Source organism: Acinetobacter sp. MF4642 (assembly GCF_002018925.1).
In the GTDB taxonomy this organism is placed as follows: Bacteria; Pseudomonadota; Gammaproteobacteria; order Pseudomonadales; family Moraxellaceae; genus Acinetobacter; species Acinetobacter johnsonii.
On the sequence record NZ_MVON01000028.1, the window covers coordinates 12975 to 38144 of the forward strand.

Sequence of the window (25170 nt, forward strand, 5' to 3'; positions counted from 1 at the left end):
TATTTTAAATAGCAAGATAGAAAGGGACGTAATCATGGGAAAACTCAATAAAACAGACCGAGAATGGCAAAGAGAGTTATCACCTGACGAATTTCGCATTACGCGACAAAAGGGGACGGAGCCAGCTTTTACGGGGAAATATTGGAATACTAAACAAGCCGGCACTTATGTATGCCGTTGCTGTGGTACGCCATTATTTAATTCTGAAAATAAATATGACAGTGGTTGCGGCTGGCCAAGTTTTTATAAGCCACTCAATACGACTGTGATAGAAGAGCATCAAGATACAACACATGGCATGGTGCGTACTGAAATTGTATGTCATCACTGTGATGCTCATTTAGGCCATGTTTTTACAGATGGACCTGAGCCTACAGGTTTACGTTACTGTGTAAACTCGGCTTCATTAGAACTAGAAACACAAGAAAAAAGTGATGAGGATACTTATCCATGACCAACATTTATCAGTTTGAAGCGGAATTGTTAGATGGAAAAAATAAATCCTTTGCTGACTATGAGGGCGAAGTGCTGCTCATCGTCAATACGGCCAGTAAATGTGGTTTTACACCGCAATTTGCAGGGTTAGAAAAAATTTACGAGCAATATCATGCACAAGGGTTTGAGGTGTTAGGCTTCCCTTGTAATCAGTTTGGGGGGCAAGATCCGGGTAGCAATGAGCAAATAGGAACGTATTGTCAGAAAAACTATGGGGTGACTTTTCCCATGTTTTCCAAAGTCGATGTTAAAGGCCCAGAAGCCCACGCCATATTCCGTTATTTAACCAATAACAGCAAAGGGATTCTCGGCAGCGGTATTAAGTGGAATTTTACAAAATTCTTGATTGGTAAAGATGGCAAAGTAATTAATCGATATGCGCCAACCACCAAGCCTGAAGCGATTCAGGCAGATATTGAAAAAGCATTACAACAATAATCGGTTGATGTGTCGTCAGTGATGAAAGAGCAAGGTACTTCAGTTGAATTTTGGAGTGATCCGCGCATGCCTTATGTGGAAACACGTCGGGCATGTGCAATTCGTACTTGTTATAAAGCCCATAGTCATCCGACATTTTCAATTGGAGCGGTGGATCAAGGTAACAGTATTTTCACTAGCCACTTCGGTGGAACGCAACAAATAGACGCGGGTACTTTGGTATTGGTTCCTGCACATGTTGAACATGCGTGTAATCCTGTTCCAGATCAAGCTTGGAGCTACCAAATGATGCATTTAGATGCACGTTGGTTGAACCAGTTATTACAAGAAACTGCACATAAAGATGCTTATCAAGACATTCCGCAGTTCAAACCTGTGTTGTATAAACAGTCAAAGATGTATCAAGACTTTAGTTGTCTTAACAGTCAATTATTTGATACTGCACTGTCTTATTGGGAAAAAGAACAAACTTTAATCACAGCACTTACTGAGCTTTTATTTCCATATATTCAACTAGAATTGCTTGCTCCTCAGCACTATGCACAGCAAGAGTTTAAGCAGTTTTTATCAAGGATTCAGGATGCTGACGTGTTTTTATCATGGCTCTAGACTAGCAGATTTGCACTTAGTTTTACCTAATGAGGTCCCACAACTCTGTTGCTAGCTCATTAGGCTCCCTCATCCAACGCCATTCTGTTTCTTTAAGATGATAATCAGGTGGTGTTTCAAAAAGTATGCTAGTTAATTCTGTCAATAGAGAAATTGAAAATAAGTAAATTAAATTCACTATATTTTTAATGCTTTATGAGATTTCAATTGTGGTTAAAATATAATCAACATACTTTTTGAAACACCACCCAAAATTTGATGTTTATACCTTGCTTTCAATGAGTCTTTGGATGGTGACTGTGGTTCTGATGTGGAATCTACTGTTGCCTAAGTTATTGAGTTGGAGCGCTGGAATCATTTTTTAACTCAGCGCCTCAATTGGCTTTATAAGATGTCTGGGACTTGTTTTCTTAGGTTTGCAATCATGCTCATGATATCTGGATGATTAAAAATAAGGGACATAGATTAGGCCTATTATTTTTAGAGTTGATGATAAGAAAACCTCCATTATAGGAGGTTTTTCTTTTTTAGATGAGTTTATTTATAAAATTGCTTTAAGGCGAGCAATGACTTGTTCGCACTGTGCAAGATCTGCAACTAGCGCAAAACGTACATGGTTTTCGCCTGGGTTACCTTGCTCAGTATCGCGTGACAAATAACGTCCAGGAAGCACTTTGACATGTGCCTTTTCCATGAGCATTTTTGCAAAAGTTTCGTCATTATCTACTTTCAACCAGTAGTAAAAGCCTGCATCTGGTTTTTGTAGGGGCAGTATATGGCCTAACTCTTTTTGAAATAAATCAAATTTTGCACGATATTGCACACGATTTTCTTCAACATGCGCTTCGTCATTCCATGCTGCAATCGAAGCCAATTGGTGCTGTACAGGCATCGCCGCACCATGATACGTACGGTATTGTAAATAAGGTTTGAGCAATGCTGCATCACCCGAGACAAAGCCAGAGCGCATACCCGGTAAGTTTGAGCGCTTAGACAGTGAGTGGAATACGACACAGTTTTTGTAGTCATCTCGGCCTATTTCAGCACAAACTTCGAGTAGGCCCACAGGTGCAGTATCAAACCAAAGCTCTGAATAGCATTCATCCGATGCAATGACAAAACCATATTGGTCTGACAGTGCGATTAATTTTTTGAATTGTTCTTTTGATAACACCGCACCAGTTGGGTTTCCCGGTGTACAGACAAATAACAAGGCTGTTTTCTCCCAGACTTCAGCAGGCACAGCATCAAAGTCACCGAGATAACCATTTTCTTCGGTGCAATTTACAAAGTATGGTTTTGCTCCAGCAAGTAAAGCGGCACCTTCATAAATTTGGTAGAACGGGTTAGGCATAACCACATAAGGCGCATCTTCACGATTTACCAATGCCTGCACAAAAGAGAAAATTGCTTCACGTGTGCCCGAAACAGGCAATATATTGTTTTCTGCACTAATCTGATTGAGTTGAAAACGACGGGTTAGCCAGTTTGCAATACTGGTGCGTAATTCGGGTATACCTTTACTGTTTGGGTAGGTCGATAAATGCTGAAAATTAGAGATAATGGCTTGTTTCACAAACTCGGGTGCAGGATGCTTAGGCTCACCAATCGAGAGTGGAATGAGGGGTAAGTCTGCGGGAGTAATATCCTGAAATAGTTTATTCAACTTTTCAAAAGGATAAGGATGTAAAAGAGATAGACTCGAGTTCATGAAACAAAATACCAGTGTGTATTGTTAATGTTGACCGCAGACCTGACTAGAGGCTTCATCTAAGGCTGATTTTAGTTGTGCAGCAAAAGTTTCAGCTTCAGTTTCAGTCATGGGTTGACCATCTTTTTTGGTGACAAAGAAAATATCTTCGGCACGCTCACCTAGGGTGGCAATTTTAGCAGAGTGAATATCTAGACCTTGCATCATAAACAACCCGCCTACTTTGGCAAGTAAGCCAGGATGGTCGAGTGTTGCAATTTCGACCATGTTTTGTTGCAGTGCTTCATTCAGCGTAATATCAACCGTGTTCTCAATGTCGAAATGGCGTAGCTGACGTGGGATGCGACGTTGCATGAGTCCTGGGTATTTATCTGAATTGGCTAAGGCATCTTTTAATGCTGAGAGTACTTTTGCTTCACGTTCAGGGTCGGTTAGCAGCGTACCAAAACGGTCAAGAACGACATAAGTGTCTAAGCTAAATGCTTTGGTCGCGGTAATAATACGCGCATCTTGTACGTCCAAGTTCATACGATCGAGAATAGCAACCGTTGTTGCAAACAGATTGGGCTGATCTTGGGTATAAATAAAGATTTGTACCGCATCTTGAGCAAATTTACGCTGTGCGCGCATCAAAACCAGCGGTTCAGGGTTATCACCGTGTTGTAAAATAGCACGTGTGTGCCAAGCAATTTCATCGGCAGACTCTTTGAGGAAATATTCATCCCCCAGTTCTTGCCAGACTTTTTCGACATCATCTAGTGCAAACTCTTCGACCAGTTGTTCGCTGGCAGAAAACTTAGTGTCCTCGATGAGCATTTGATAGTCCACAGGACGGCCTAAACCTGAGCGAATCACGTCACGTGCATGGGTATAGAGCTGACGCATGAGAGATGCGCGCCACGTATTCCAAAGTGAAGGATTGGTTGCATTGATATCCGAAACTGTCAACGTATATAGATAATCGAGATGTTCCATGTCGCCCATTTTCTCAGCAAAAGCTTTAACCACATCGGGGTCAGAAATATCTTTCTTTTGAGAGGTAACAGACATGAGTAAATGGTTTTGGATGAGCCATGCGACAAGGTTGCATTCACGTTCGGTAAAACCATGACTACGACAGAATTCAATCGCATCGCTTGCACCTAGCTCACTGTGGTCACCACCGCGGCCTTTCGCGATATCATGGAAAATGGCAGCCAAATAGACAATGTCACGACGTGCCAGACGTTGGAACACGGAACTCACGACAGGGAAGTCCTTGGCAAACTCAGGGTCTTTGAAACGGTTTAAGTTCCGCAGTAACAATAAGGTGTGTGCATCGACCGTATAGATATGGAACAAGTCATATTGCATCAACCCCATAATCTGCCCAAATGCAGGAATATAGTTACCTAAAACGCCATAACGTTTCATTGCCACCATGGTTTCATATAAACGATGGGGTGAGCGAATGATGGCCATAAACAGGGCTTGATGCGCTGGATTATCTCTATATTTTTGGTCAATACGTTTAGCTGCCAAAATTAACAAACGTAGCGTACGCGCGCGAATACCTGTAATTTCAGGTCGATTGGCCAATATATAGAAAATTTCTAAAATAGCACTTGGAATTTCAGAGAAAATTTTATGGTGTTGAACGGCTAGTTTGCCGTCGACCAGTTTAAAATTTTCATTGATTTCCTCAATGTTACGCTCATAGTTCGGTAGGCGTGGGGTAATCACAGATTCATTGAAATAAGCCAACAGCATTTCATTCAGCGTGGTGACTTGTTGAGCGCTTCGATAATAACGCTTCATGAATTGTTCAATTGGATAATTCGGTGATTTGCCTTCTTCACGCACATAGCCAAACTTTGCGGCAATGTCACGTTGATAGTCGAACAGTAAACGGTTTTCATCACGTTTAGTGAGGCGGTGTAGGTGATGACGAATTTCCCAGAGGAAGCTTTCGGCTTCTTCTAATACCCCTAACTCAAACTCTGAAATAAAGCCTAAGTGCACCAAGTCATAAATACGGTTGACGCGGAAATGCCGCTTAGCAATCCAACCAATTTGGTTAATGTCCCGAATGCCACCCGGCGCGTTTTTAATATCAGGCTCTAGATTACTTTCCGTAAAGTTATGCTGTGCATAGCGTTTGGCCTGTTCTTCCATTTTTGCATCATAGAAGGTTTTGTCTGTCCATGTTTGTGAAACAATGCGTCGTGGCCATTTGGCTAAGTGTTCATTGCCTGTAATTAAACGGGACTCAATGAGGGCAGTAGCAACAGTTAAGTCGGAGGTTGCTTGTTCAACACAGTTGGCAATGGTACGTACACTAATGCCGGGCTTGAAATTGCCGACATCCCAAAGTGAGGAAATAAAGACTGAAATGATTTTCTCTTGTTCTTCGCTAAACTCATCCTCAGACAAGATCATGATGTCTACATCAGAGTAAGGCAGCATCTCTCGGCGACCGTAACCACCTACAGCAAATAAACTTAAGTCTGTCTGATCGAGTTTTGCATATTTCCATAGGAAAATAAGTGCTTCATCGGTCATATTTGAACGCGTTAAAATGATATCGCGGATGGATTGGCCATGATCAAAACTTTCTTGTAATTGATTTTCGACATCACTACGCCATTGATTAATCGCTTTGATGTCGTGATTGCTGCTGACATAGTTAAGCAGTGGAGAAGTATTGATCATGAACCGTATCCGTATATTTTAACAACGCTTAATTTTGATGAACGCTCACTAGTCCAGCAGCTTCGGCCGCTAGTTCACGCGCTTGGTCGGTTGTTTCAGCCCGCGCTGTCGCAACGCCCATACGGCGACGTGTAAAGCCTTCTGGTTTTCCAAAAATGCGTAAATCAGTATTTGGATTTGCCAAAGCAAGATTTAAGCCAGAAAAAGATAAGTTATTTGCATCCACACCTGCATAGATCACGGCACTCGCTGCAATGCTATGACGTGCTGTATTTACAGGTAGACCCAAAATCGCACGTGCATGTAGTTCAAATTCACTTTGGAACTGAGAGGCAAGCGTCACAAGACCTGTGTCATGTGGGCGTGGTGATACTTCACTAAACCACACTTTATCGCCTTTGACAAAGAGTTCTACACCGAAAATACCACAGCCACCCAATGCGATGGTGACTTTATTGGCAATACGCTTTGCTTCGTCAAGGGCCGCTGGTGTCATGGCTTGAGGCTGCCAGCTTTCAACATAGTCGCCCGCGTCTTGGCGGTGACCAATTGGGTCGCAGTACGAGGTTTCAACTTCACCTGTTTCAGGGTTTTTTGAAAGTACTGTTAATAGCGTAATTTCAAAATCAAAATCAATTTGTGATTCTACAATTACTGTTCCTTGATTTACACGACCACCTGTTTGGGCATATTCCCAAGCAGCATCTACTTCTGAAAATTCTTTTACGCGGGATTGGCCTTTACCAGAAGAGGACATGACTGGTTTAACAAAGTTTGGATAACCAATGTCATCACATGCAGCACGGAAAGATTCTAAAGTATCTGCAAAACGGTAAGCCGATGTCGGTAAGCCCAGTTCTTCCGCAGCTAAACGACGGATGCCTTCACGGTTCATGGTTAAATTGACCGCTTTTGCAGAGGGAATGATTGTTGCAATATTATCTTGTTCGATTTCAACCAATACTTGCGTTGCAATGGCTTCAATTTCGGGAACAATTAGGTTTGGCTTAACGTCCTGAATGAGTTGTTTAAGCGCTGTCGCATCTGCCATATTTAAGGTATAGGCATAGTGTGCCACTTGCATTGCAGGAGCATGATCGTAACGGTCAGCAGCATGAACTTCTACACCTAAACGTTGTAAAGAAATCACAACTTCTTTCCCAAGCTCTCCAGAACCTAATAGCAGAACTTTAAATGCTGAAGGCTGAAGTGGAGTACCAATAGTAACGCTCATGTAAATCATCCATGCTTGATTTTATGGGCTTTTAGCATAGCAGAACTCTTAAAAGTGTTCAGGGTTCATTCACATAAATTAATGATATTGTCCAACAATTTTTTTTATAAAGCGGTGTATTCCAAAGTCAAAATTTTCATGCAAAATGTTGCTAAACAAAATTTTCCAATCAAGCTGGAAATGACTTGCATAGCTGAGCGCTTCAAATAGCACATCAGGTTTTGATGGATGCAAGATATGGGTTAAAAAGGCATAGGAATATAGGTATAAACCAAACCATAGCTCAGTGCTGCGGTGAGAGTAGCAGGGACAATTTGCTTAAACTTGAAATAAAGTCCAGCTAATACGATGAAGCCGACCAACATGGCAAAACTTTTATTGGGTGTATCTAACAGTGGTGGCAAGGTGGCAACCACGAGCATCGAACTGATCGCGGCAATACCAATCGAACCTAATGCAATTTTTAACCATAAGGCACCGCGCTTTTGTGAACCTTGTTGGAACTTTTGAATGACGAAGAATGGGCCAAAGCGTGAAGCAAAATTTGCAATACCCACTACAATGCCGACCAAGATAATTTCGATATTCATGCTTGATCTCCCATATGTTCAGGGTCTGGTTTTTTCAGTACATAGTGTTTAAACAAACCTGCAAATATACCCGAACTGATACCAATAAAAATCGCAGCAGATAAGTCAATAAAATAGCAGGCAATGGCAGATACAAGAATGGTCACAGCCACCACAAAAGTGTGTTTCTTTTCAAAAGCTGCCAATAAGAAACTTAAGAACAGTGCTGGTAATAGAAAGTCTAGAGCGGCTTGTAAAAACTGGGGTAAATGACTGACTTGGTCTGCAAACATTCCACCCAGAAAAGAACCTGTAGCCCATGCGAGCCAACTAAACAGGCTTAAACCGAGCATCCAAGACTCAGACCACTCTTGACGACGTTGTGACAGTTTAATCATGCCTGAGGCAAAGACTTCGTCGGTTAGCCCCCATGACCAAATAGCGGTTTTTTTTAAGTTCAGTTTATCTTGAATTAAGTTTTGTAGCGCAGGGCCATAGAGTAAGTGACGAATATCTAAGGCAATCACAGTGAGGGCAGTCATCCAAATAGATGTTCCACTACCCAATAGGGCAACCACTAAAAACTGACTGGCCCCTGCATACATTGAGCAGGATAAAAATAAAGCCTCCCATGCACTAAAGCCAAACTGGGTTGCGGATACACCAAAGGCAAAAGAAACAGGCAGATAGGTAAAGATAATCGCTTGGCTATCCTTAGCCCCTTGCCAAAAGCCAGCAGCTTGCGCAGGAGTGGGATTAAGTTCGGACACAACACACCTTGAAGAAGACTTTATCAATAGGTCAAAATTGATTGTGTATTGTAACTGAATTCACTAGCATAGTGACCAATTGTTTGTTGAGGCGTTTAACTATGTTGAAGCTCGAATTACGTACTTTAGGTCTGACTGCTATAATTGTATGCAGTTTACTTTTGCAAGCTTGTGGGCAGTCAGAGCAAGCTCCTGAACAAAAAGTAGAAATTAAGGCTGCGCCAAAAATTACCAATGACGCTACGGAATATGCCCAGCGTGCTTGGGTGTTTATCAATGAAGTCGATGGTTTGGTCTATAACAAGCAATTGGATCAGATTGAAGCTAAAGTCCGTCATCCTGCACGTAAACTCAGTACGGACTGGCGTATTAATGTCAAAATGACAGACTCAGTGACCGAAGGGAAATACGCACTGTGTCGTAAAGCCTTGACCAGTTTAGAAGTGTGGGCACGTGAAACCTTAGACGGTTCTTCGAGTGTTGCACAGAAACAGAGCGATTATGAGCGTGATAAAGCACAATGTCGGGGCGCAATTGATAATCCAAGTTTAGGCAATACAGACCCTAAAAAAGTGGGGGTCTAAGACCGATATAGTGTGACCAAAAGCGAGTTTTTAAAACTCGCTTTTTTATGGTTGTAGCTTTAATGAAAAATATAATAAAAATAGTACATTATCGCAATGCAGTAAAATATCGGAATTGAGTCGAATTTTGAGGGTTAATTTAAAAAATTAGTTGTTGCGTTTTTTACATTAGCTGCCTGTCAAACACAGTGACAGCAGTCTCAAGCCGGGGAGACGAATAGCCAAGACATTAGGCCGTGTAGCAATATTTCTATACAGTCCTTCTATGTGTGTTGCGCTCTTAAGAAGCACACTTGATTGTCTATTCTGAGCTATGTGCCATTTTATGCAGCATTGCAGGATCTAAAATCTTAATCTTTTTAAAAGCAATTGCCAGTATTCCTTGTTTTTCTAAGTTTTGAAGTTCTTGGTTGATGGTTTGGCGCGAACACATCAGCATTTGAGCCAGTTGCTCCTGTGATAAATGAATTTCATCATTGGTAATCGATAGATGGTTGCCATAACCGCTTAAAATAAACAGTAAGCGTTGAGCCAGTCGTTGACTGATATTTTGACTTTGGATTGCGATTAGTTCTAAAAAGGCGAGACGTAACTTCTGTGATGCAAGCTGTGCAATATGAAACCAAAATTCTGGGGTAGCTTGGATAAATGCCTCAACATCGCGTTTAGGTAGATGGAGCAGGGTACTTTTTTGAATAGCAATCGCATCGTGCGAACGCGGTTGCTGATCTATTAATGAAATTTCTCCAAACCACATAATCGGTTCTGCGATTGCTGCAACTGCTTCTTTACCTTCAATGTCGACATGACCCAAGCGAATGGCACCGTTCAAGACTGCATAGATGCCATCAAATAAATCTCCTGAGCGAAAAACAGCTTGGTCTTTTGCAACGTTAATATATTTGGCATGTTGCACAATATACTGTTGATAGGCTTGTGGTAGTTTGGCAAACCAATTGTTATTGAGTAATTGTTGTTGATGTTGAACTTCCAGCATTCCGCGTCCTTTCGTGATTGATCGAGCAACTTGTCAGGTCGACGACAACTTTATGGGCTGTTTTCCTTTAAAGTTATTCTATATCGTGATCAATATCATGCAATAAGGAAATACAGTATGAGCAAATTAGAAAAATTATTAAGTCAGTATGCAGCTTATCATCTTGATCATAAAAATATCGTGACCCACTTTGTGGGTATTCCGTTGATTGTGTTTTCAATTATGTGCTTAACCGCAAGAGCTGGCATGACTATTGGCAGTTTTGAAATTACTTTGGCGATGGTTTTGATCTTAGCGAGTATTGTTTACTACTTAAGCCTAGATCGAATTTTTGGTGTGATCATGTTAGTAATCTATGCCATGGCTTATCCATTGGTGTATAAAATCGCACAGTTTGATTTGGGTCTTTGGTTAAGTCTCAGTGTTGGTATTTTTGTCGTCGGCTGGGCGTTTCAGTTTGTCGGGCATTTCTATGAGAAGAAAAAACCGGCCTTTATGGATGATGTGATTGGTCTAGCCATTGGTCCACTATTTGTTTTGGCGGAAATGGTGTTTATGCTTGGCTTTAGAAAAGACATTGAACAACGCATGTTAGATGAAGCGCGCAAACAGCGTGCTGCAATGGATAACAAGCATGTATCTGTGGCATAACATTAACTGAATTATTTTATCGATAAAAAAGCCAGTGAATTTCACTGGCTTTTTTTTATGCTGTTTTAAGATGTCTTCGCGACTTTATGTATATCTGGTTGAGCTTTGGGTGTATTCGGGTTTGAAGCATGAGCATCTTTATGGGATTTATTGGTCACATCATTGGCTTTCATTGAATCATGTTTCACCATTTTATCCTGTTTCATGGCTTGATCGTGTTTGGCCGTTTTGGCTTGTTTCATTGCCTGATCATGTTTCGTCACGTTCATGGTTGCGACGCACTTACCACCTTTATGATTTGCACCTGTACCACCCGACAGTGTTGCTCCTTGTGGGCATGCAAATGCTGTAGCGCTAAGCGTTGTGAATAAACCTGCTGCAATAAATGTGCTGATCTTTTTCATTTTCGTTTGTTCAATGAAGGCATTAGTGCCTGTGATTAAATTAGCGATAATGTAAAAGAATAGAAGTTAGAATATTGTGTGAGATCCAAACGGATCAGGTGTTCATATGTTATTTAATGCTATTTTTAAGCTTGATTTAAGCTTATAAAAAAACCCGATGGGTATCGGGTTTTTTTATACTCGGAACGACTTATACGTTAAAGCGGAAGTGTAGAACATCACCGTCTTGAACGATATACGTTTTACCTTCTAAACGCCATTTACCTGCTTCTTTCGCGCCTGCTTCACCGTTGTATTGAACGAAGTCGTTATAAGCAACACATTCAGCACGGATAAAGCCTTTTTCGAAGTCAGTGTGGATTACACCCGCCGCTTGTGGTGCAGTTGCACCTACTTTAACGGTCCAAGCACGAACTTCTTGTACACCCGCCGTGAAGTAAGTCTGTAAACCTAAAAGACCGTAGCCTGCGCGAATTACCACGTTTAGACCTGGCTCTTCCATGCCTAAAGCTTCAAGGAACTCAGCACGGTCTTCATCTTCAAGCAGTGAAATCTCGGCTTCGATTTGGTTGCAAAGCGGAACTACGATTGCATTTTCTTCAGCTGCAAGTTTTTTCACAGCATCTAAATGCGGGTTATTTTCAAAACCATCTTCTGCAACGTTCGCAATATACATGGTTGGTTTTAAAGTCATTAATCCAAAACCACGAACCAATTTACGTTCGTCATCATCTAGGTCAGCTGCACGAGCAGGTTTGCCTTCATCAAGTAAAGGTAAAATTTTGTCTAAAACCGCTTTGGTTGCAAGCGCTTCTTTGTCGCCACCTTTTGCAGATTTTGCTAAACGAGTCACTGCTTTTGTCACAGTTTCTAAGTCAGCAAGTGCAAGTTCCGTATTGATAGTTGCGATGTCATCAAGCGGGTCAATTTTACCGTTAACGTGAATGACGTTTTCATCTTCAAAACAACGTACAACGTGAGCAATCGCATCCGTTTCACGGATGTTTGCAAGAAATTGGTTCCCCAAGCCTTCACCTTTAGATGCACCCGCAACTAAACCTGCAATGTCCACGAATTCCATCGTCGTTGGAATCACACGCTGAGGTTTTACAATCGCGGTAAGTTTGTCTAAACGTGGATCTGGCACAGGAACGATGCCTGTGTTTGGTTCAATTGTACAGAATGGGAAGTTTTCAGCAGCAATAGCAGCTTTAGTCAATGCATTGAAAAGTGTAGATTTACCAACGTTCGGCAAGCCGACAATACCGCAATTAAAACCCATGAAATAACTCACAACGTGTTATATAAAAATTGCCAGTGATTTTACATGAAAGCCATGACAAAGTCAGGTCTCAGGGGAGAAGAATCAAAGTTGTAAATCATGTTGTGGGCAGAACTTCCTCATTTAAGCCCTATATACGAGCCTTTTAAGCCTTTTCTTTTAATAAAGGAACTAGATTTAAGAGATCCGTTGCATGTAGATCATTGTCTATACATCGGCTGGAGTTTTTTAATTGGGCCACACCATACTCAAAGGGGCGTTCAATATAAGCTGTCCGTAGTCCACAGCCACGCGCTGCAGCAAGGTCATCTTGATGGGTGGCAACCATCATCACTTGACTCGGTACAACATTGAGTAAGTCTGCGACACCTAAATAGGTTTGGGGAGAAGGTTTGTAGGCTTTGACATTTTCAGCAGAGAAAATAGTGTCCCAAGGCAATTTTGCGTACTTTGCTAGATCGACTAATAAGCGAATGTTGCCATTTGAAAGGGTGCAAATAATATAATCTTGTTTTAATTGATTGAGTGCAGCGACTGTATCTGGCCAAGGGCTGAGACGATGCCAAATATAGTTTAAATCCATTTTTTGAGCTTCGGTCAGTGTGGAGATTCGATATTTAACTAAAAGCTCATCCAAAATGAGACGATGAATATCATCAATGGAGATCCACGGCTGCTGACCTGACAAAACCTGATCCATTGCAGGTCGATAGCCCGCCCGCCAGTCTAAAGAAAATTGGTTGGCATGAAATGTTCAAGGCTAGACGTTCCACTGCTTGGACGATTGAAGAATGCCAGTCTACGACAGTTCCAAAGATGTCGAAAGCGAGTACTTTAATTTTAGGGGAATGATGCATATTGAGGTAGTTATTCTTATTTAGGCTTGAGGATACGTTATAGCTTATTCATTTCTATCTGTATATTGAGAGCCATATTTTCTATGTGAATTTGAAAAAAATAATGTTGATTCAGTTGATTAGATTACTGACATAAATCAAAAGCGATTATAAATGGGTAGTGAATTTCATACTGAAACACCCTCCTTAGAAAAAGGAGGGGCTAAAAAACTTAAGTGGACAGTATAGTCTCTGCTTTATATGGGAAATGGGATTAAACCTTCCTTTTATCGAGTTGATTTGCCAGATTGTCTCCAATTGCTTGCATACACATCACCAAAATTACAAGCACGACAATCACGGCCAACATGATCTGCATATCAAAACGCTGATAACCATAGCGATAGGCAATATCGCCTAAACCACCTGCACCAATGGCGCCTGCAATGGCAGAGGAGTTAATCATGGTCACAATGGTCACGGTAAAACCCGCGACAATTCCTGGTAGAGCCTCAGGTAACAACACATGCCAAATGATTTGAGTACGGTTACAGCCGATGGCTTGCGCAGCCTCAATCAACCCTTGATCCACTTCGCGTAAACTGACTTCTGCAATTCGTGCAAAAAAGGGGGTTGCAGCCAAGGTTAAAGGGACAACTGCTGCCCAAACACCATAACTGGTGCCTACAATCCAACGTGTGAGTGGAATCAGAGCCACCATCAAAATAAGGAAGGGAACGGAACGGGTGATATTCACCAACCAGCCTAAGCTATGGTTAATACTTTTAGAGGGATAAATACCATGCTCAGAGGTGCTAACTAGAACCACTGCCATTGGCAGACCAATGAGTAAGGCAAAAAACGCAGATGCGCCGACCATGATTAAGGTGTCGATAGTGCCTGTCAGTAATAAATCAATGAGTTGGTCGTGCATAGCCAAGTACCTCTACATGTGTCACATGCGCTTTTAGTTTTTGTAGTAGCGATTGAATTTCTAAGTTCTGTGTAGGAACAGCAATAACCAATGTTCCTATTAAATGGTTCTGGATGGTGTCGACCTGACTTTGATATAAATGCAAAGTTTGTGGAAAGTGTTCTAAAATTTGTTTTAGGTCAGGAGGATGATGCGCATCTGACGTCGAGCGAATTTTGAAAATGGCATGTGTATCGAGCTGCGTAGGTTCAGCATTTAAACGAAAAGGCAAATCGAGTTGTTCTAGATTTAGTAGTTCTTGCGTAATGCCTTGTTGGGGTTGAGAGAACACCGACCAAACTTCGCCTGATTCCACAATTTCACCACCATCAATGACCACGACCTGATCGCAGATTTCCCGAATCACTTGCATTTCATGGGTAATCAATACAATGGTGATACCCAGCTTTTGATTAATCTCTTTGAGTAGGGACAACACTACAGAGGTGCTTTCTGGATCGAGCGCAGATGTCGCTTCATCACAGAGTAAAATTTCAGGATGGTGAACCAATGCACGGGCAATGCCCACGCGTTGCTTTTGACCACCAGACAGTTGTGATGGGTAATGCTGTGACTTATCGCTTAGCCCAACCAACTGTAAAACTTCATTGACACGTTGTTCGATGTCTTGTTTGGGATAATTGGCCACTTTGAGGGGCAGTGCGACATTTTCATAGACTGTTTTAGCAGACATTAAATTAAAATGCTGAAAAATCATGCCAATGCGTTGGCGGAGCTGAATAAGCTCAGCATGACTCAATGCCGCCAAGTCTTGCTGATGAATATGAATATGACCTTCACTGATACGTTCTAAACCATTTAAGGTGCGGAGCAGGGAGGATTTACCTGCACCACTTTTGCCAATAATGCCAAACACTTTCCCTGTCGGGATGTCTAGGTCAATATTTTTGAGTGCATGCACACTATGACCTTGTACTGCATAGTGTTTGTTTAAGTTACGAATTTTGATATGTGGAATTGAAAAATCCACATGAGAACCAAAGCTGACCATTTTTTTTCTCCTTATTTCCAGCCTTCAAACCACAGACCTTGGCCAAAATCTCGATCTAGAATTTCTTGAACGTGTTTTGAGTTTTGGAATGCTTGCACAAAAGTCGCAAGTTTTTGGTTTTGGTCTGGATAGTCTTTACGTGTCACAAATAAAATGGCGTATTTCTTGTCTATCGGGTCAAGAAAAAGGGTATGATGCGGATCTGTGACCTTGGCCATTTTTAAATAATGCGGGAAGCCAAAAATTAAATCGGCATCATTAAACGCATGGGCAGTTTGTGGGCCTTCTACTTCAATAAACTGAAGCTGTTTAGGATTGCTCACAATATCTTTTACGGTAGACAGTTCATTGTTAATGTCTTTGAGCTGAATCAAACCTGCACGATGCAGTAAAATTAGAGCACGTGCCGAGTTTACAGGGTCATTGGGGATGACCACACGTGCTTGAGTGGGTAGTGCATCTAAGGACTTATATTTTTTTGAATACAGTCCGACATGACTTCCTGTTCCTGTGGCGAATGCATGCAGATCATAATTTGTTTCGCGAATCGCATTGCGTAGAAAGACACTTTGCTGAAAAAAATTGGCATCAATATCGCCATTTTGTACGGCAACATTTGGCGCATGCCAGTCAGAGAATTCAACCAGTTTGACTTGAATGCCTTGCTTTTTTACATCGTCTGCCACGCTTTGCAGCAGTTCGGCATAAGGTGGGCTAATACCAATCGTTAAGACATCATCTTGTGTATGGCTTTTGCTATAGCGGTAACCCGCTAGAGCAAAAATTGCCACGATGATGCTTAAGCCAATCAGCCATTTTTTTCGATTTTGAGTGAAAGATTGCGTCATGGCTTATACTCACTTCCAACCAGGGAACCAAAGTTTTTCACCAATTTCACTATTCAAAGTCTGTTTAACTTTGTCAGACGTTTGATAAATCTTGATGAATTTTTCAAGTTGCGCGGCTTTCTCTGGATGTTGCTGTTGGTAGTCGTCACGCACCACAAATAAAATCGAATACAGAGTATTAGTGTTGTCATCTAAGATCAGCGCATCATTTGGGTCGATGGTTTTTGCAAGACGTAAATAATGTGGATAGCTAAATACCAAATCAGCATCATCAACGGCACGCGCAGTTTGTGGACCTTCAACTTCAATAAACTGCAACTTTTTAGGATTGCTGACAATATCTTGCAGGTTCGATAGATGATTGTTTGGGTCTTTTAAGCTAATCAATTTGGCCTGTTGTAATAGTAAAAGCGCACGACCTTGATTTACTGGATCATTTGGAATAACTGTACGTGCATTTTCAGGAATCGCATCAATAGAGTCATATTTTTTTGAATATAAACCAACGTGTGTGGTGACGCCTTTATCCAGTGCTTTCAGTTTAAATTGGGTTTCTTTGATGGCGTTATCTAAGAAGGGCTGATGCTGAAAATAGTTGGCATCAATATCACCATGGTTGAGCGTGATATTGGGGGTATTCCAATCCGAAAACTCGACCAGTTTGACGTTGATGCCTTGCTGTTTCGCTTCTTCCACAGCCACTTTTAATGGATTGGCAAAGGGTGGGCTGATCCCAATCACCAGTTCAGTGTTACTCGATTTTTTATGATAAGACCACGCCACCAGTGCAATGACGATGGCAGCGACAATTACCCCAATAATGGTAAATTTTGTTTTTGCAGTTTGAGCCATGATATTTCTCGTATTTTAAAATTTATGCAGTTTGTTTTTGCTGTGTTTTAGAATCAGGGTTCGAGCTTTGACATCGATACTGCTGTACTGGGTGGTCTGCGGCCAGTCGGTCACCTTGAGCGAATAATTTGTGGCGTAAACTACCTGTTTCATAGGCGGTTTTATAACGGCCACGCTCTTGTAATTCTGGGATGACCCAACGAATAAAGTCTTGATGTGACTCTGGGGCAACGGTTCGTGTGAGATTAAAGCCATCTACGCCAGTTTCATCTATGAGCTGAATGAGCTTTTCTGCTACAGTTTTTCCACTCCCGACAATCAGTGGATAGCGTCCACCGAGTACATGTTGGGCTTTCAAATCCGCTCGCGTAACTTTTTGCTCTTTAAATTTGTTATTGACCGAGGCAATGCTATTGGTTTGTTTATAAGGAATCGCTTCATCATCTGTGAACTGCGCTAAATCAATTCCGACTGAACTGGAAAAATGCGCCAAACCTGCTTCTGGACTGGCATAGCGAATATATTCGGCCAGTTTTTCTTGTGCGAGTTCGTCTGTTTCTGCAGTCACTACACTAATGCCGACAAAGAGTTTAATGGCTTGCTCATCACGGCCATGGCTTAAGGCAAGTGCACGAATCTTATCGACTTGCTGTTTCAGTTTTTCGGGTGTGTCTGCACCAATAAACATGGCTTCAGCATGTTGAGTTGCAAAGGCTAAGCCTTTGCTTGAAGCGCCCGCTTGATAAAGTACAGGCGTGCGCTGAATAGATGGGGAAACCTGAAAAACACCCTGACTTTGGAAAAATTTGCCTTGATGCTGTATGGCATGAACTTTTGAAGGGTCGGTAAAGACACGGTTTAACTTATCTTTTTGGACGGCATCGTCCTCCCAAGAACCTTCCCAAAATTTATAGCAAAGTTCGAGAAACTCTTCAGCTTGTTCATAACGCAAGTCGTGATCTTTTAAACCTTTTTGCCCAATTAACCGTTCTGCGCTGTCTAAGTAACCCGTGACAATGTTCCAACCAATACGACCGTTTGTTAGATGGTCAAGGCTCGCAAAGCGCCGTGCAAACTGATAAGGCGACTCATAGCTCAAGTTCACAGTGACGCCAAACCCTAAGTGCTGTGTAACGGCAGCCATAGCTGAAACGAGTGTACTTGGATCATGGCTTGGAAGTTGAATTGACTCTTTTAGGGTTAAATCCAGACCATTCTGATAAACGTCGTAAACACCTGTAATGTCGGCGATAAACAAACCATCAAATAAACCTTGCTCTAAAGTTTGCGCCAAGTCTGTCCAATAGCTGAGCTCATTAAAACGATGTGACTCATCGCGAGGGTGAGTCCACAAACCGTGATTGATATGACCTACGCTATTCATATCAAAGGCATTCAGGATGATTTGCTTCGACTTTTTATTTTGAGATGATAGTGTCATTACAATGTCCCTCTGCGTGGCGGAAGTACACCGTTAAGAAGATAATTGGCAATGAAGTAATATTTCCAACGTGACGCATCATGTAGCGTGTGAACACGGGCATTACGCCAAAAACGGTCTAAGCCATCTTCACGCTGACTACCACGACTGCCTGCCAGTTCAATCAATTTCGAAGCGGCTTTTAATGCGGTTTCTGTGCTATGTGCACGAACTTTCGCTACATCGAGAGAAGCTTTTGCAATGCTATCAATGGTTGGATTAGGACGTGCTGTATCGATTGAGCGAGCTGCTTGTTTGAGTAAGACTTCACTGGCGCGTACATCGGCAACCACGCGTCCTAGTTCAAACTGTGTTAAAGGATCATCGGTTGCCTGTTCAACAGCAGAGTCAATCCACGGACGAGCCTGACGCACACGAACCAGTGTTTCCTCAAAAGCAGCACGCGCGATACCCGTTTCAATGGCAGCATGCATAATTTGCGCAAAAGGTCCAACCAAAGTCGGTCTAGAAAAAGCTGTATCGAAAGAAACAATATCTTCGGCATCTACAGCGACATGATTGAATTTGACTGTACCGCTGCCTGTGGTGCGTTGACCAAAACCAGACCAATCATCTATCAGTTCGAGTCCTTGGCTACTCCGTGGGATAAAGACAAGAAACTCTTTGTCATCGGCATCTTTGACTAAAGTGGGGATGCGGTCTGCAAACAGACTGCCTGTGCAATAAAACTTTTCACCATTGACCACATAGCCTTGTTCAGTTTGGCTGAGTGCAGTTTGTTTTTGTGTTGCGTTTTTAGTTTTAAACTCTGCCAAGGCATTACCAAAGCGTGCCCCTTTGAGCACTTCTGCATAGAGTTTACGCTTTTGTTGTTCAGTACCGTTGTTGCGTAAAACCTCTAATGCATAGAAATGGTTCTGGGGAATTTGACCAATAGACCCATCTACACCACTCATCAGTGCGATAATTTGTGCGACCGTATAGCTGGAAACATCTGCACCCCCGAATTCCTTCGGTACAGTAATGGCCCAAAGGCCAGATTGGCTATAGGTCTCGATTTCCTCAAAAGGCAAAATTCGTTCCGCATCACGTTGGATAGCCTGTTGTTTAAACTGCTCAGCTAAATTTTTGGCAATCTCTAAGGCTTCGGCATCGCTTTGAATAATATGTGCATACGCTGCATTTTTGGATTGAAGTGGAAGAATAGGTTGAAATGAAGTCATGACGTTCTCCTTAAATCCAAGCGTGGCGAGCAGGAAAAGTGTTGTTTAAATAGTAGTTACCTAGTGCATGCAGCTTCCAGCGGATCGGGTCGTGTAAGGTATGCACACGTGCATTGCGCCAATGTTGATCTAAATTATGTTGGCTTAGGCTCGAACGACTGCCGCCAAGCTCTAGGAGTTTTTCAGAAATTTGTAGTGCAGCATCATTGGCATAGACCTTAGCTTCGGCGACTAGAATGGAAGCTTTAGCTGCTTGTTCGGCACTGACAACGCTCAGTTGGTCGAGCTCATCTAAATATTCAGCAGCTTCATCGAGCAGCAGGATAGCGGCATCCAACAGGACGGCGGATTTGCCGACTTCTTGTAAGGTGTAATGTTCAAAACTGGCTTTCTCAACTTGCGCATCGACAATTGGTCGGGCTTTTTTCACTGCTGACAAAGTGTCTTCAAATGCAGCTTCTGCTATGCCGACATCAATTGCAACTTGCATTAACTGCGAGAAAGCACCGCGATAATTGATATCTTCAGCCAGTTTCCGCTCATCAAAGATAAGTAGTGGATCGACTTCAACCCGTTGTAATTTTACTGTGCCGCTTGAAGTTGTACGCTGACCAAAACCGTTCCAGTTATCGATGACTTCAATGCCTTGTGCTGTGGCATCAACAAGCGTCAGTACCACATATCCTTCAGGGTGGATGGCTTTAATGGCTAACCAATGAGCAAAGCTACTGCCTGTAGAGTAGAACTTTTCACCATCGACATAGTAACGACCATTTTCAATACTTAATGTCGTACTCAGGGTTTTAGTGTCTTTGGTATTTCGTTCGGGGCCGCCATTAGCAAGGCGTTTGCCGTTTAATATTTCATTAAAAATAAACTGTTTCTGTTGTTCGTTGCCTAAGATATCAATCATGTTGAGCAGCGCAATTTGGTTTTGTGGAATTTGGCCAACACTTGAGTCGGCTTTATTAATAATGCGAAAAACCTGAGCTAAGGTTTTGTTGGAAACAAATGCGCCTCCAAAAGCTTGAGGAATACGAATCCCGCCTAATCCTTTTTGGCTAAATAACTCGACTTCAGCAAAAGGAAGCTGACGGTTCTGATCACGTTGATCCCGACCTTCTAAGGCAAAGTCAGCGACATGATAGGCTGCATTAATCGCATCCTGATCATTTTGTATCACGTGAATATTTTTAGAGAGTGTATGAGACATAAAAGCACCTTTACTTAATGCCTATACGCTACTTGGGATTGCTTGAATGATTAAATGAAGGATTTTGAATTACTTAGCAGCTAAAAATTTAAAAATAAAATATGCTAAGTTTAATCATTTAGATGATATGTTAAGGATTTGAAAAATAAGGAATAACCAATTTAACTGAGGACTGAATGGGATGATCAAAGTCTTACTTATCAAGATTTGAGATATTGTAGAGAAAAAAATGTATAAATTTGATAAAGACTGTTGAACATTTGCTAGGCAGTTTTGAGTAAAAAGTACATTGTAAATCCTAAATACAGTGACTAAAGTATCCAACTGAAATAGATGGCTTTTCTGAAAAGCCAAAATAGAAAAATAAATGTGGAGCATTTATGAGAACTTTATACCAGTTTCCTTTATCTCATTTTTGTGAGAAAGCTCGCTGGTTGCTCGATCATAAAGAGCTAGATTTTGTCGCACAAAATGTGGTGCCTGGGGTTCACCGGGCTTTTGCACAGTTAAAGACAGGGCAAAATAAACTGCCTATTTTGCGTGATCAGGACAAATGGGTCGCTGATACCACCGAGATTGCGTTATATCTTGATGAGCGTTATCCAGAACATCGACTGTTACGTAATGAAGCACAGCTTCGTAAAGAGGCTTTAGATGTTAATGCGTTAGCCAATGATTTGGGATTGCATGTGCGTCGTTGGGGGTTGGCCCATGCATTGTCCGATAACGATCAATCGCTACAGATTATGTTGGGTGAAAAGGGGTATTTACGTAAATTTGAAAAATACACCAAACCTTTAATGAAAACGTTGATGTCGAAAGGCTATGAGTTGAATGCAGAAAAAATAGAGCATTCCAAAGCCGAAATGCAGCGGTTAATTGAAGTATTGAATGAGAAGTTAATTGCTAATCATGGACGTTACTTTGTCGGGGATCGTTTAGGTTTGGCGGATATTGCTGTATGTTCGATGTTAGCGCCTGTGCTGGAAATTAAGGGGACACCTTGGGAAAAAGACCATGAGGAAAGTCTATCTGAAGAATTTAGTGCTTATAAAACCTATTTAACCAATTTACCCTTGGGGCAGTATGTTTTAAGAGTCTATCAAACCGAGCGCAATGCTCGAGTCGACTGGCGCGGCGTTTAAAATAAGCTTAAGCCCAACAAGGCAAAGGTGATGTGTGATACAGACAGCCTTTGCCTTTCTTGTATTTTCAATATCATGATTTATAGAAGCTGAATAGAAAGTTTCTCAGTCTATTTATAACTTTGTAAAAGATCATGGCACTCTTGGTCCAAAAAGGCTGATATATTCTTATCAATCTGAAAATATATGAAAAAAAACTGCAAATAAGCTTTATCTTTCATTTGAAATGCTTAATATGAAATAAACACCTATAAACATAAGTTGTCATGAGAGTTAAATAATGGAATTAGATCGTTTTGATAAGCAAATTTTAGAAATTTTAAGTAATGAAGATATCAATCTAAACGAATTATCAGAGCGTATTAATCTATCGGTCAGTTCAGTACATCGTCGTATTAAGCACCTCATTGATAACGACATTATGACCAAAGTTAAGCGTGATATTAACTATCAAAAGCTCGGTTTTAGTCTACATGTTTTGCTACAAGTATCTTTGAGTAAACATGATACCGACACTTTTTCCAAGTTTTTAGAAGAGCTAGAAAATATTCCTGAAGTGACCAATGCCTTTTTAGTGACAGGGCAGTCGGCAGACTTTATTGTTGAAGTTGTTGCAAGAGATATGGAAAACTATAGTGATATTTTACTCAAACGCATTGGTAAAATCGAACATGTGGTGGCACTGCACTCAAGCTTTGTGATTAAAGAATATAACGTTTTTAACTGTAGTGGTTTGTTGAGCAAAGTCTAAGTCACGCTGAACTTGTATGAGTCTAATGAGTATTAGGCTTCCTACTTTCAAAAGTTTGCATATTATCAGCGACAATAAGAGCACATAAGCTGTGTATGTTAGAGGTGCTACAGCAGAATGATGTTGCTATTTAATGGGTCGTGAAAAACGCTCGGTGGTAAAGTTTTCTGATCTTTCGTGATCGCTTGTTGGAAAATCAAAAAATAGTGATGGCGTATAACCAATTAAAACAAGACAGCCAACATTTAATGATGGATGAATATCGATTTAAAAAAGCAAAATTTATTGAAAGGGTTTTCAATCAGCCATAAAAAATGCGCTCCCAAAGCTATATTTGAGAACGCATTTTTAAAGCAGAAGATTAGGCGTCTAATTCTGCCAATACCGCGTCAGAGAATTCAACGTTGGTATATACGTTTTGTACGTCATCTAAATCTTCAAGCATATCAATCATTTTCATAATCTTTTTGGCTTGATCGATATCGGTGATTTCGGCTTTAGTTGAAGGGCTCATGACCACTTCAGCATTGTCCGATTTTAAACCTGCAGCAGTTAAAGCATCTTGTACATCACCAAAAGATTCAGGTGTAGTAATGACTAAGATTTCATCTTCATCCACTTCGATATCTTCAGCACCTGCTTCAAGTGCCACGTCCATGATTTGATCTTCTAAAGACACATCTTCAAAAGTGATCTCGCCACGTTTTGTGAACAAGAAAGCAACTGAACCGTTTGTGCCTAAGTTGCCATCTGTTTTTGAGAAACAGTGACGGACATCCGGTACAGTACGGTTTAAGTTGTCAGTCATGGTTTCCACAATAACTGCAACACCACCAACACCATAACCTTCGTAAGTAATTTCTTTTAAATCATCGTTATCTTCACCACCAGCACCACGTTGGATTGCACGGTTGATGACGTCGCGTGTCATATTTACAGAAAGTGCTTTTTCTACAACTGCACGAAGACGTGGGTTGCTAGCAGCATCACCACCGCCAAGCTTTGCAGCAGTTGTTAATTCACGAATAAATTTGGTAAAAAGTTTACCACGGCTAGCATCTTGTTTTGCTTTACGATGCTTAATATTGGCCCACTTGGAATGACCCGCCATGCGAAATATGCTCCTTGTAGATTGGCTTTGTGCCTATCAAATTGTGCAAATTCTACCATAAGCACTTTTTTATGCGAAAGTAGGTGTTTTTCTGAAATCTGCCTGAACAAACAAAAAAGAATTAAAATTGTTTGAAATAAATACAGTTATTTCAAATTTACCTTGTAAAGGAAGTTCACTTTAAAAATTAACTGTTGGGAAACACCCACAGAGACCTAAAAGAATAGCGTCTTCACATTCTTTTAGGTTAATTAAATGACCTTATTGTGCAGCAGTTTTAGGTTCTGGAATCTCAATATCTAAACCAACATGCTCTTTATAAAGTGCTTTAATAAGCGCTAAGTCATGATCTAGATCTGTTGGGTAGATTTTTCCAAAAATACCGCCTTGCTTGGTTTTTGAGTTCGCGTACATGAGTACAATAGGCACATTTGCTGCTTTAGCAATATGCCAAAACCCAGTACGAATAGGTTTACGTACTTCACCTGTTTTGGCACGTGTTGCTTCAGGTGCAATGACTAAATTGAATTTTTCATTTTGGCTAAAGTGTTCAACCATTTGAGACACAATGTCTTTATTTGACTTACGATCGACCGCGATACCACCAATGGCTTCGAGTATGGGCTTCATTGGCCCTTTGAATAATTCTTTTTTAATCAGGGTATGGATTTTCATATCGTAGATTTGAAAAATTGCCAGTGACAAGACAGCATCCAACATAGAAGTATGTTCAAATCCAATAATGACTTGCTTGTCTTCCAAAACGTTTGGTTCTACATGATATTTCCAGCCTGCGAGTTTAAACGCAGACTCACCAATGAATTTTTTTAACATGAGCATAAAAATACAAGTGTTTTTTAAAGAGGCTAATGTCTGCTTGTTTGCGGTTTGAGTCAAGTCCTACTTGGTTGTACTTGCCACTTTTATGAATCGGCTTGAATCCTAAGTAGTTGAACAAGGTGAGGGTAGAAATGGAGCATTAAGATGTTTTAAATCTAATCAAATAGAAAATAAATATGGTGAAAATGAAAATACTACTATTCATAATCGAAATGACGGATTAGACTTTGGTCTAAGATTAAAGTGTGCATTTTCACACTTTAACTTTGGTTTAACAAAGTTCAGGATTGTTAAAATGGCTTATCTTTCGACTTTTGTATGTGCAATCGTTCTCTTTTTTTTGGTTGTTCTATGGTCAGTTATTGAACCGTACCGGGTTTGTCGGAGACTCAATATTCTGAGAGACTATTCCGATGACAAAATTAAAATATACCCCTGAAATCAGAGAAAGAGCGGTTCAATTATTGATTGAATCTGAAAAAGATTATCC

25 protein-coding genes and 1 pseudogene are annotated in these 25170 nt (G+C 41.1%); 7 read left to right on the top strand and 19 right to left on the bottom strand.

Translation table 11 applies throughout. From position 1 onward, the window contains the following. The first annotated feature begins 34 nt into the window (after nucleotides 1-34). From msrB to MF4642_RS13155, 3 genes are read left to right on the top strand one after another with little or no spacing between them, the layout of a single operon-like run. Entirely contained in the window at nucleotides 35-454 is a 420-nt protein-coding gene (gene msrB, locus MF4642_RS13145) for a peptide-methionine (R)-S-oxide reductase MsrB (RefSeq protein ID WP_005399615.1), read from the top strand. Further along, nucleotides 451-933, top strand: a complete 483-nt coding sequence (locus MF4642_RS13150; RefSeq protein WP_004980122.1) for a glutathione peroxidase — start codon at nucleotides 451-453, stop codon at nucleotides 931-933. The genes msrB and MF4642_RS13150 overlap by 4 nt, the downstream gene beginning before the upstream one ends. Before the next feature lie 21 nt (nucleotides 934-954). After that, nucleotides 955-1542 (top strand): AraC family ligand binding domain-containing protein, encoded by a 588-nt coding sequence (locus MF4642_RS13155; RefSeq protein ID WP_078426504.1) that lies wholly within the window; start codon nucleotides 955-957, stop codon nucleotides 1540-1542. A gap of 22 nt (nucleotides 1543-1564) precedes the next feature. On the opposite strand, the pseudogene MF4642_RS16720 reads toward MF4642_RS13155, so the two are convergent. The 6 genes and pseudogenes from MF4642_RS16720 to MF4642_RS13190 all read right to left on the bottom strand — a co-directional run. Then, nucleotides 1565-1648 (bottom strand): annotated as a pseudogene (locus tag MF4642_RS16720) (IS1595 family transposase); the annotation flags it as partial. 435 nt (nucleotides 1649-2083) lie between these two features. Beyond that, nucleotides 2084-3253: a succinyldiaminopimelate transaminase gene (gene dapC / locus MF4642_RS13165; protein WP_078426505.1), complete on the bottom strand. Its 1170-nt coding sequence runs from the start codon at nucleotides 3251-3253 to the stop codon at nucleotides 2084-2086. A 24-nt stretch (nucleotides 3254-3277) separates the two neighbouring features. Further along, nucleotides 3278-5944, bottom strand: coding sequence for a [protein-PII] uridylyltransferase (glnD, locus tag MF4642_RS13170; RefSeq protein WP_078426506.1), 2667 nt, complete (start codon nucleotides 5942-5944; stop codon nucleotides 3278-3280). Nucleotides 5945-5972: 28 nt separating this feature from the next. Beyond that, on the bottom strand, nucleotides 5973-7187 hold the full coding sequence (purT, locus tag MF4642_RS13175; RefSeq protein ID WP_171262525.1) for a formate-dependent phosphoribosylglycinamide formyltransferase: 1215 nt from the start codon (nucleotides 7185-7187) through the stop codon (nucleotides 5973-5975). A 233-nt stretch (nucleotides 7188-7420) separates the two neighbouring features. Further along, entirely contained in the window at nucleotides 7421-7768 is a 348-nt protein-coding gene (ygaH, locus tag MF4642_RS13185; protein WP_004980107.1) for an L-valine transporter subunit YgaH, read from the bottom strand. Then, nucleotides 7765-8517 carry an AzlC family ABC transporter permease gene (locus MF4642_RS13190; RefSeq protein ID WP_004693451.1) on the bottom strand — a complete coding sequence of 251 codons (753 nt, stop codon included), beginning with the start codon at nucleotides 8515-8517 and terminating at the stop codon, nucleotides 7765-7767. Before MF4642_RS13190 ends, ygaH begins: the two co-directional genes overlap by 4 nt. A 101-nt stretch (nucleotides 8518-8618) precedes the next feature. Here MF4642_RS13190 and MF4642_RS13195 point away from each other — a divergent pair, with 101 nt between their 5' ends. After that, on the top strand, nucleotides 8619-9101 hold the full coding sequence (locus MF4642_RS13195) for a hypothetical protein (RefSeq protein ID WP_078426509.1): 483 nt from the start codon (nucleotides 8619-8621) through the stop codon (nucleotides 9099-9101). A gap of 301 nt (nucleotides 9102-9402) precedes the next feature. Here the strand turns inward: MF4642_RS13195 and MF4642_RS13200 are convergent, their stop codons facing one another. Further along, nucleotides 9403-10098: a Crp/Fnr family transcriptional regulator gene (locus tag MF4642_RS13200; RefSeq protein ID WP_078426510.1), complete on the bottom strand. Its 696-nt coding sequence runs from the start codon at nucleotides 10096-10098 to the stop codon at nucleotides 9403-9405. A gap of 117 nt (nucleotides 10099-10215) precedes the next feature. On the opposite strand from MF4642_RS13200, the gene MF4642_RS13205 reads away from it, so the two are divergent. Continuing rightward, nucleotides 10216-10749: a DUF962 domain-containing protein gene (locus MF4642_RS13205; RefSeq protein WP_078426511.1), complete on the top strand. Its 534-nt coding sequence runs from the start codon at nucleotides 10216-10218 to the stop codon at nucleotides 10747-10749. A gap of 65 nt (nucleotides 10750-10814) precedes the next feature. Here MF4642_RS13205 and MF4642_RS13210 read toward each other — a convergent pair whose 3' ends face one another. The 10 genes from MF4642_RS13210 to MF4642_RS13255 form a co-directional block, all read right to left on the bottom strand. Beyond that, the gene (locus MF4642_RS13210) at nucleotides 10815-11153 is read right to left on the bottom strand and encodes a hypothetical protein (RefSeq protein ID WP_078426512.1); all 339 of its coding nucleotides are present in this window, start codon (nucleotides 11151-11153) and stop codon (nucleotides 10815-10817) included. Nucleotides 11154-11343: 190 nt separating this feature from the next. Beyond that, the gene (ychF, locus tag MF4642_RS13215) at nucleotides 11344-12435 is read right to left on the bottom strand and encodes a redox-regulated ATPase YchF (RefSeq protein WP_004693442.1); all 1092 of its coding nucleotides are present in this window, start codon (nucleotides 12433-12435) and stop codon (nucleotides 11344-11346) included. 145 nt (nucleotides 12436-12580) lie between these two features. Beyond that, complete coding sequence (locus tag MF4642_RS13220) at nucleotides 12581-13135, bottom strand: haloacid dehalogenase type II (protein WP_264754341.1); 555 nt, start codon at nucleotides 13133-13135, stop codon at nucleotides 12581-12583. 410 nt (nucleotides 13136-13545) lie between these two features. Continuing rightward, nucleotides 13546-14205 carry a methionine ABC transporter permease gene (locus MF4642_RS13225; RefSeq protein ID WP_078426513.1) on the bottom strand — a complete coding sequence of 220 codons (660 nt, stop codon included), beginning with the start codon at nucleotides 14203-14205 and terminating at the stop codon, nucleotides 13546-13548. Further along, nucleotides 14186-15256 (bottom strand): methionine ABC transporter ATP-binding protein, encoded by a 1071-nt coding sequence (locus MF4642_RS13230; protein ID WP_078426514.1) that lies wholly within the window; start codon nucleotides 15254-15256, stop codon nucleotides 14186-14188. The genes MF4642_RS13225 and MF4642_RS13230 overlap by 20 nt, the downstream gene beginning before the upstream one ends. 11 nt (nucleotides 15257-15267) lie before the next feature. Beyond that, nucleotides 15268-16104 carry a MetQ/NlpA family ABC transporter substrate-binding protein gene (locus tag MF4642_RS13235; protein WP_078426515.1) on the bottom strand — a complete coding sequence of 279 codons (837 nt, stop codon included), beginning with the start codon at nucleotides 16102-16104 and terminating at the stop codon, nucleotides 15268-15270. 9 nt (nucleotides 16105-16113) lie between these two features. Further along, the gene (locus MF4642_RS13240; protein ID WP_078426516.1) at nucleotides 16114-16956 is read right to left on the bottom strand and encodes a MetQ/NlpA family ABC transporter substrate-binding protein; all 843 of its coding nucleotides are present in this window, start codon (nucleotides 16954-16956) and stop codon (nucleotides 16114-16116) included. Between the two features lie 22 nt (nucleotides 16957-16978). Beyond that, complete coding sequence (locus tag MF4642_RS13245) at nucleotides 16979-18397, bottom strand: LLM class flavin-dependent oxidoreductase (RefSeq protein WP_078426517.1); 1419 nt, start codon at nucleotides 18395-18397, stop codon at nucleotides 16979-16981. Then, nucleotides 18397-19620 carry an SfnB family sulfur acquisition oxidoreductase gene (locus MF4642_RS13250; protein WP_078426518.1) on the bottom strand — a complete coding sequence of 408 codons (1224 nt, stop codon included), beginning with the start codon at nucleotides 19618-19620 and terminating at the stop codon, nucleotides 18397-18399. The genes MF4642_RS13245 and MF4642_RS13250 overlap by 1 nt, the downstream gene beginning before the upstream one ends. Before the next feature lie 10 nt (nucleotides 19621-19630). Then, nucleotides 19631-20833: an SfnB family sulfur acquisition oxidoreductase gene (locus MF4642_RS13255; protein ID WP_078426519.1), complete on the bottom strand. Its 1203-nt coding sequence runs from the start codon at nucleotides 20831-20833 to the stop codon at nucleotides 19631-19633. A 380-nt stretch (nucleotides 20834-21213) separates the two neighbouring features. Between MF4642_RS13255 and MF4642_RS13260 the strand changes: the two genes are divergently transcribed. Both MF4642_RS13260 and MF4642_RS13265 read left to right on the top strand, forming a co-directional pair. Further along, the gene (locus tag MF4642_RS13260) at nucleotides 21214-21978 is read left to right on the top strand and encodes a glutathione S-transferase family protein (protein ID WP_078426520.1); all 765 of its coding nucleotides are present in this window, start codon (nucleotides 21214-21216) and stop codon (nucleotides 21976-21978) included. A gap of 280 nt (nucleotides 21979-22258) precedes the next feature. Further along, nucleotides 22259-22729 carry an Lrp/AsnC family transcriptional regulator gene (locus MF4642_RS13265; RefSeq protein ID WP_004693423.1) on the top strand — a complete coding sequence of 157 codons (471 nt, stop codon included), beginning with the start codon at nucleotides 22259-22261 and terminating at the stop codon, nucleotides 22727-22729. Between the two features lie 361 nt (nucleotides 22730-23090). Here MF4642_RS13265 and MF4642_RS13270 read toward each other — a convergent pair whose 3' ends face one another. Together MF4642_RS13270 and MF4642_RS13275 are read right to left on the bottom strand one after the other, a co-directional pair. Further along, nucleotides 23091-23840, bottom strand: coding sequence for a YebC/PmpR family DNA-binding transcriptional regulator (locus MF4642_RS13270; RefSeq protein ID WP_004693421.1), 750 nt, complete (start codon nucleotides 23838-23840; stop codon nucleotides 23091-23093). A gap of 261 nt (nucleotides 23841-24101) precedes the next feature. After that, nucleotides 24102-24674, bottom strand: coding sequence for a 1-acyl-sn-glycerol-3-phosphate acyltransferase (locus MF4642_RS13275; protein ID WP_026056467.1), 573 nt, complete (start codon nucleotides 24672-24674; stop codon nucleotides 24102-24104). Between the last annotated feature and the right edge of the window lie 496 nt (nucleotides 24675-25170).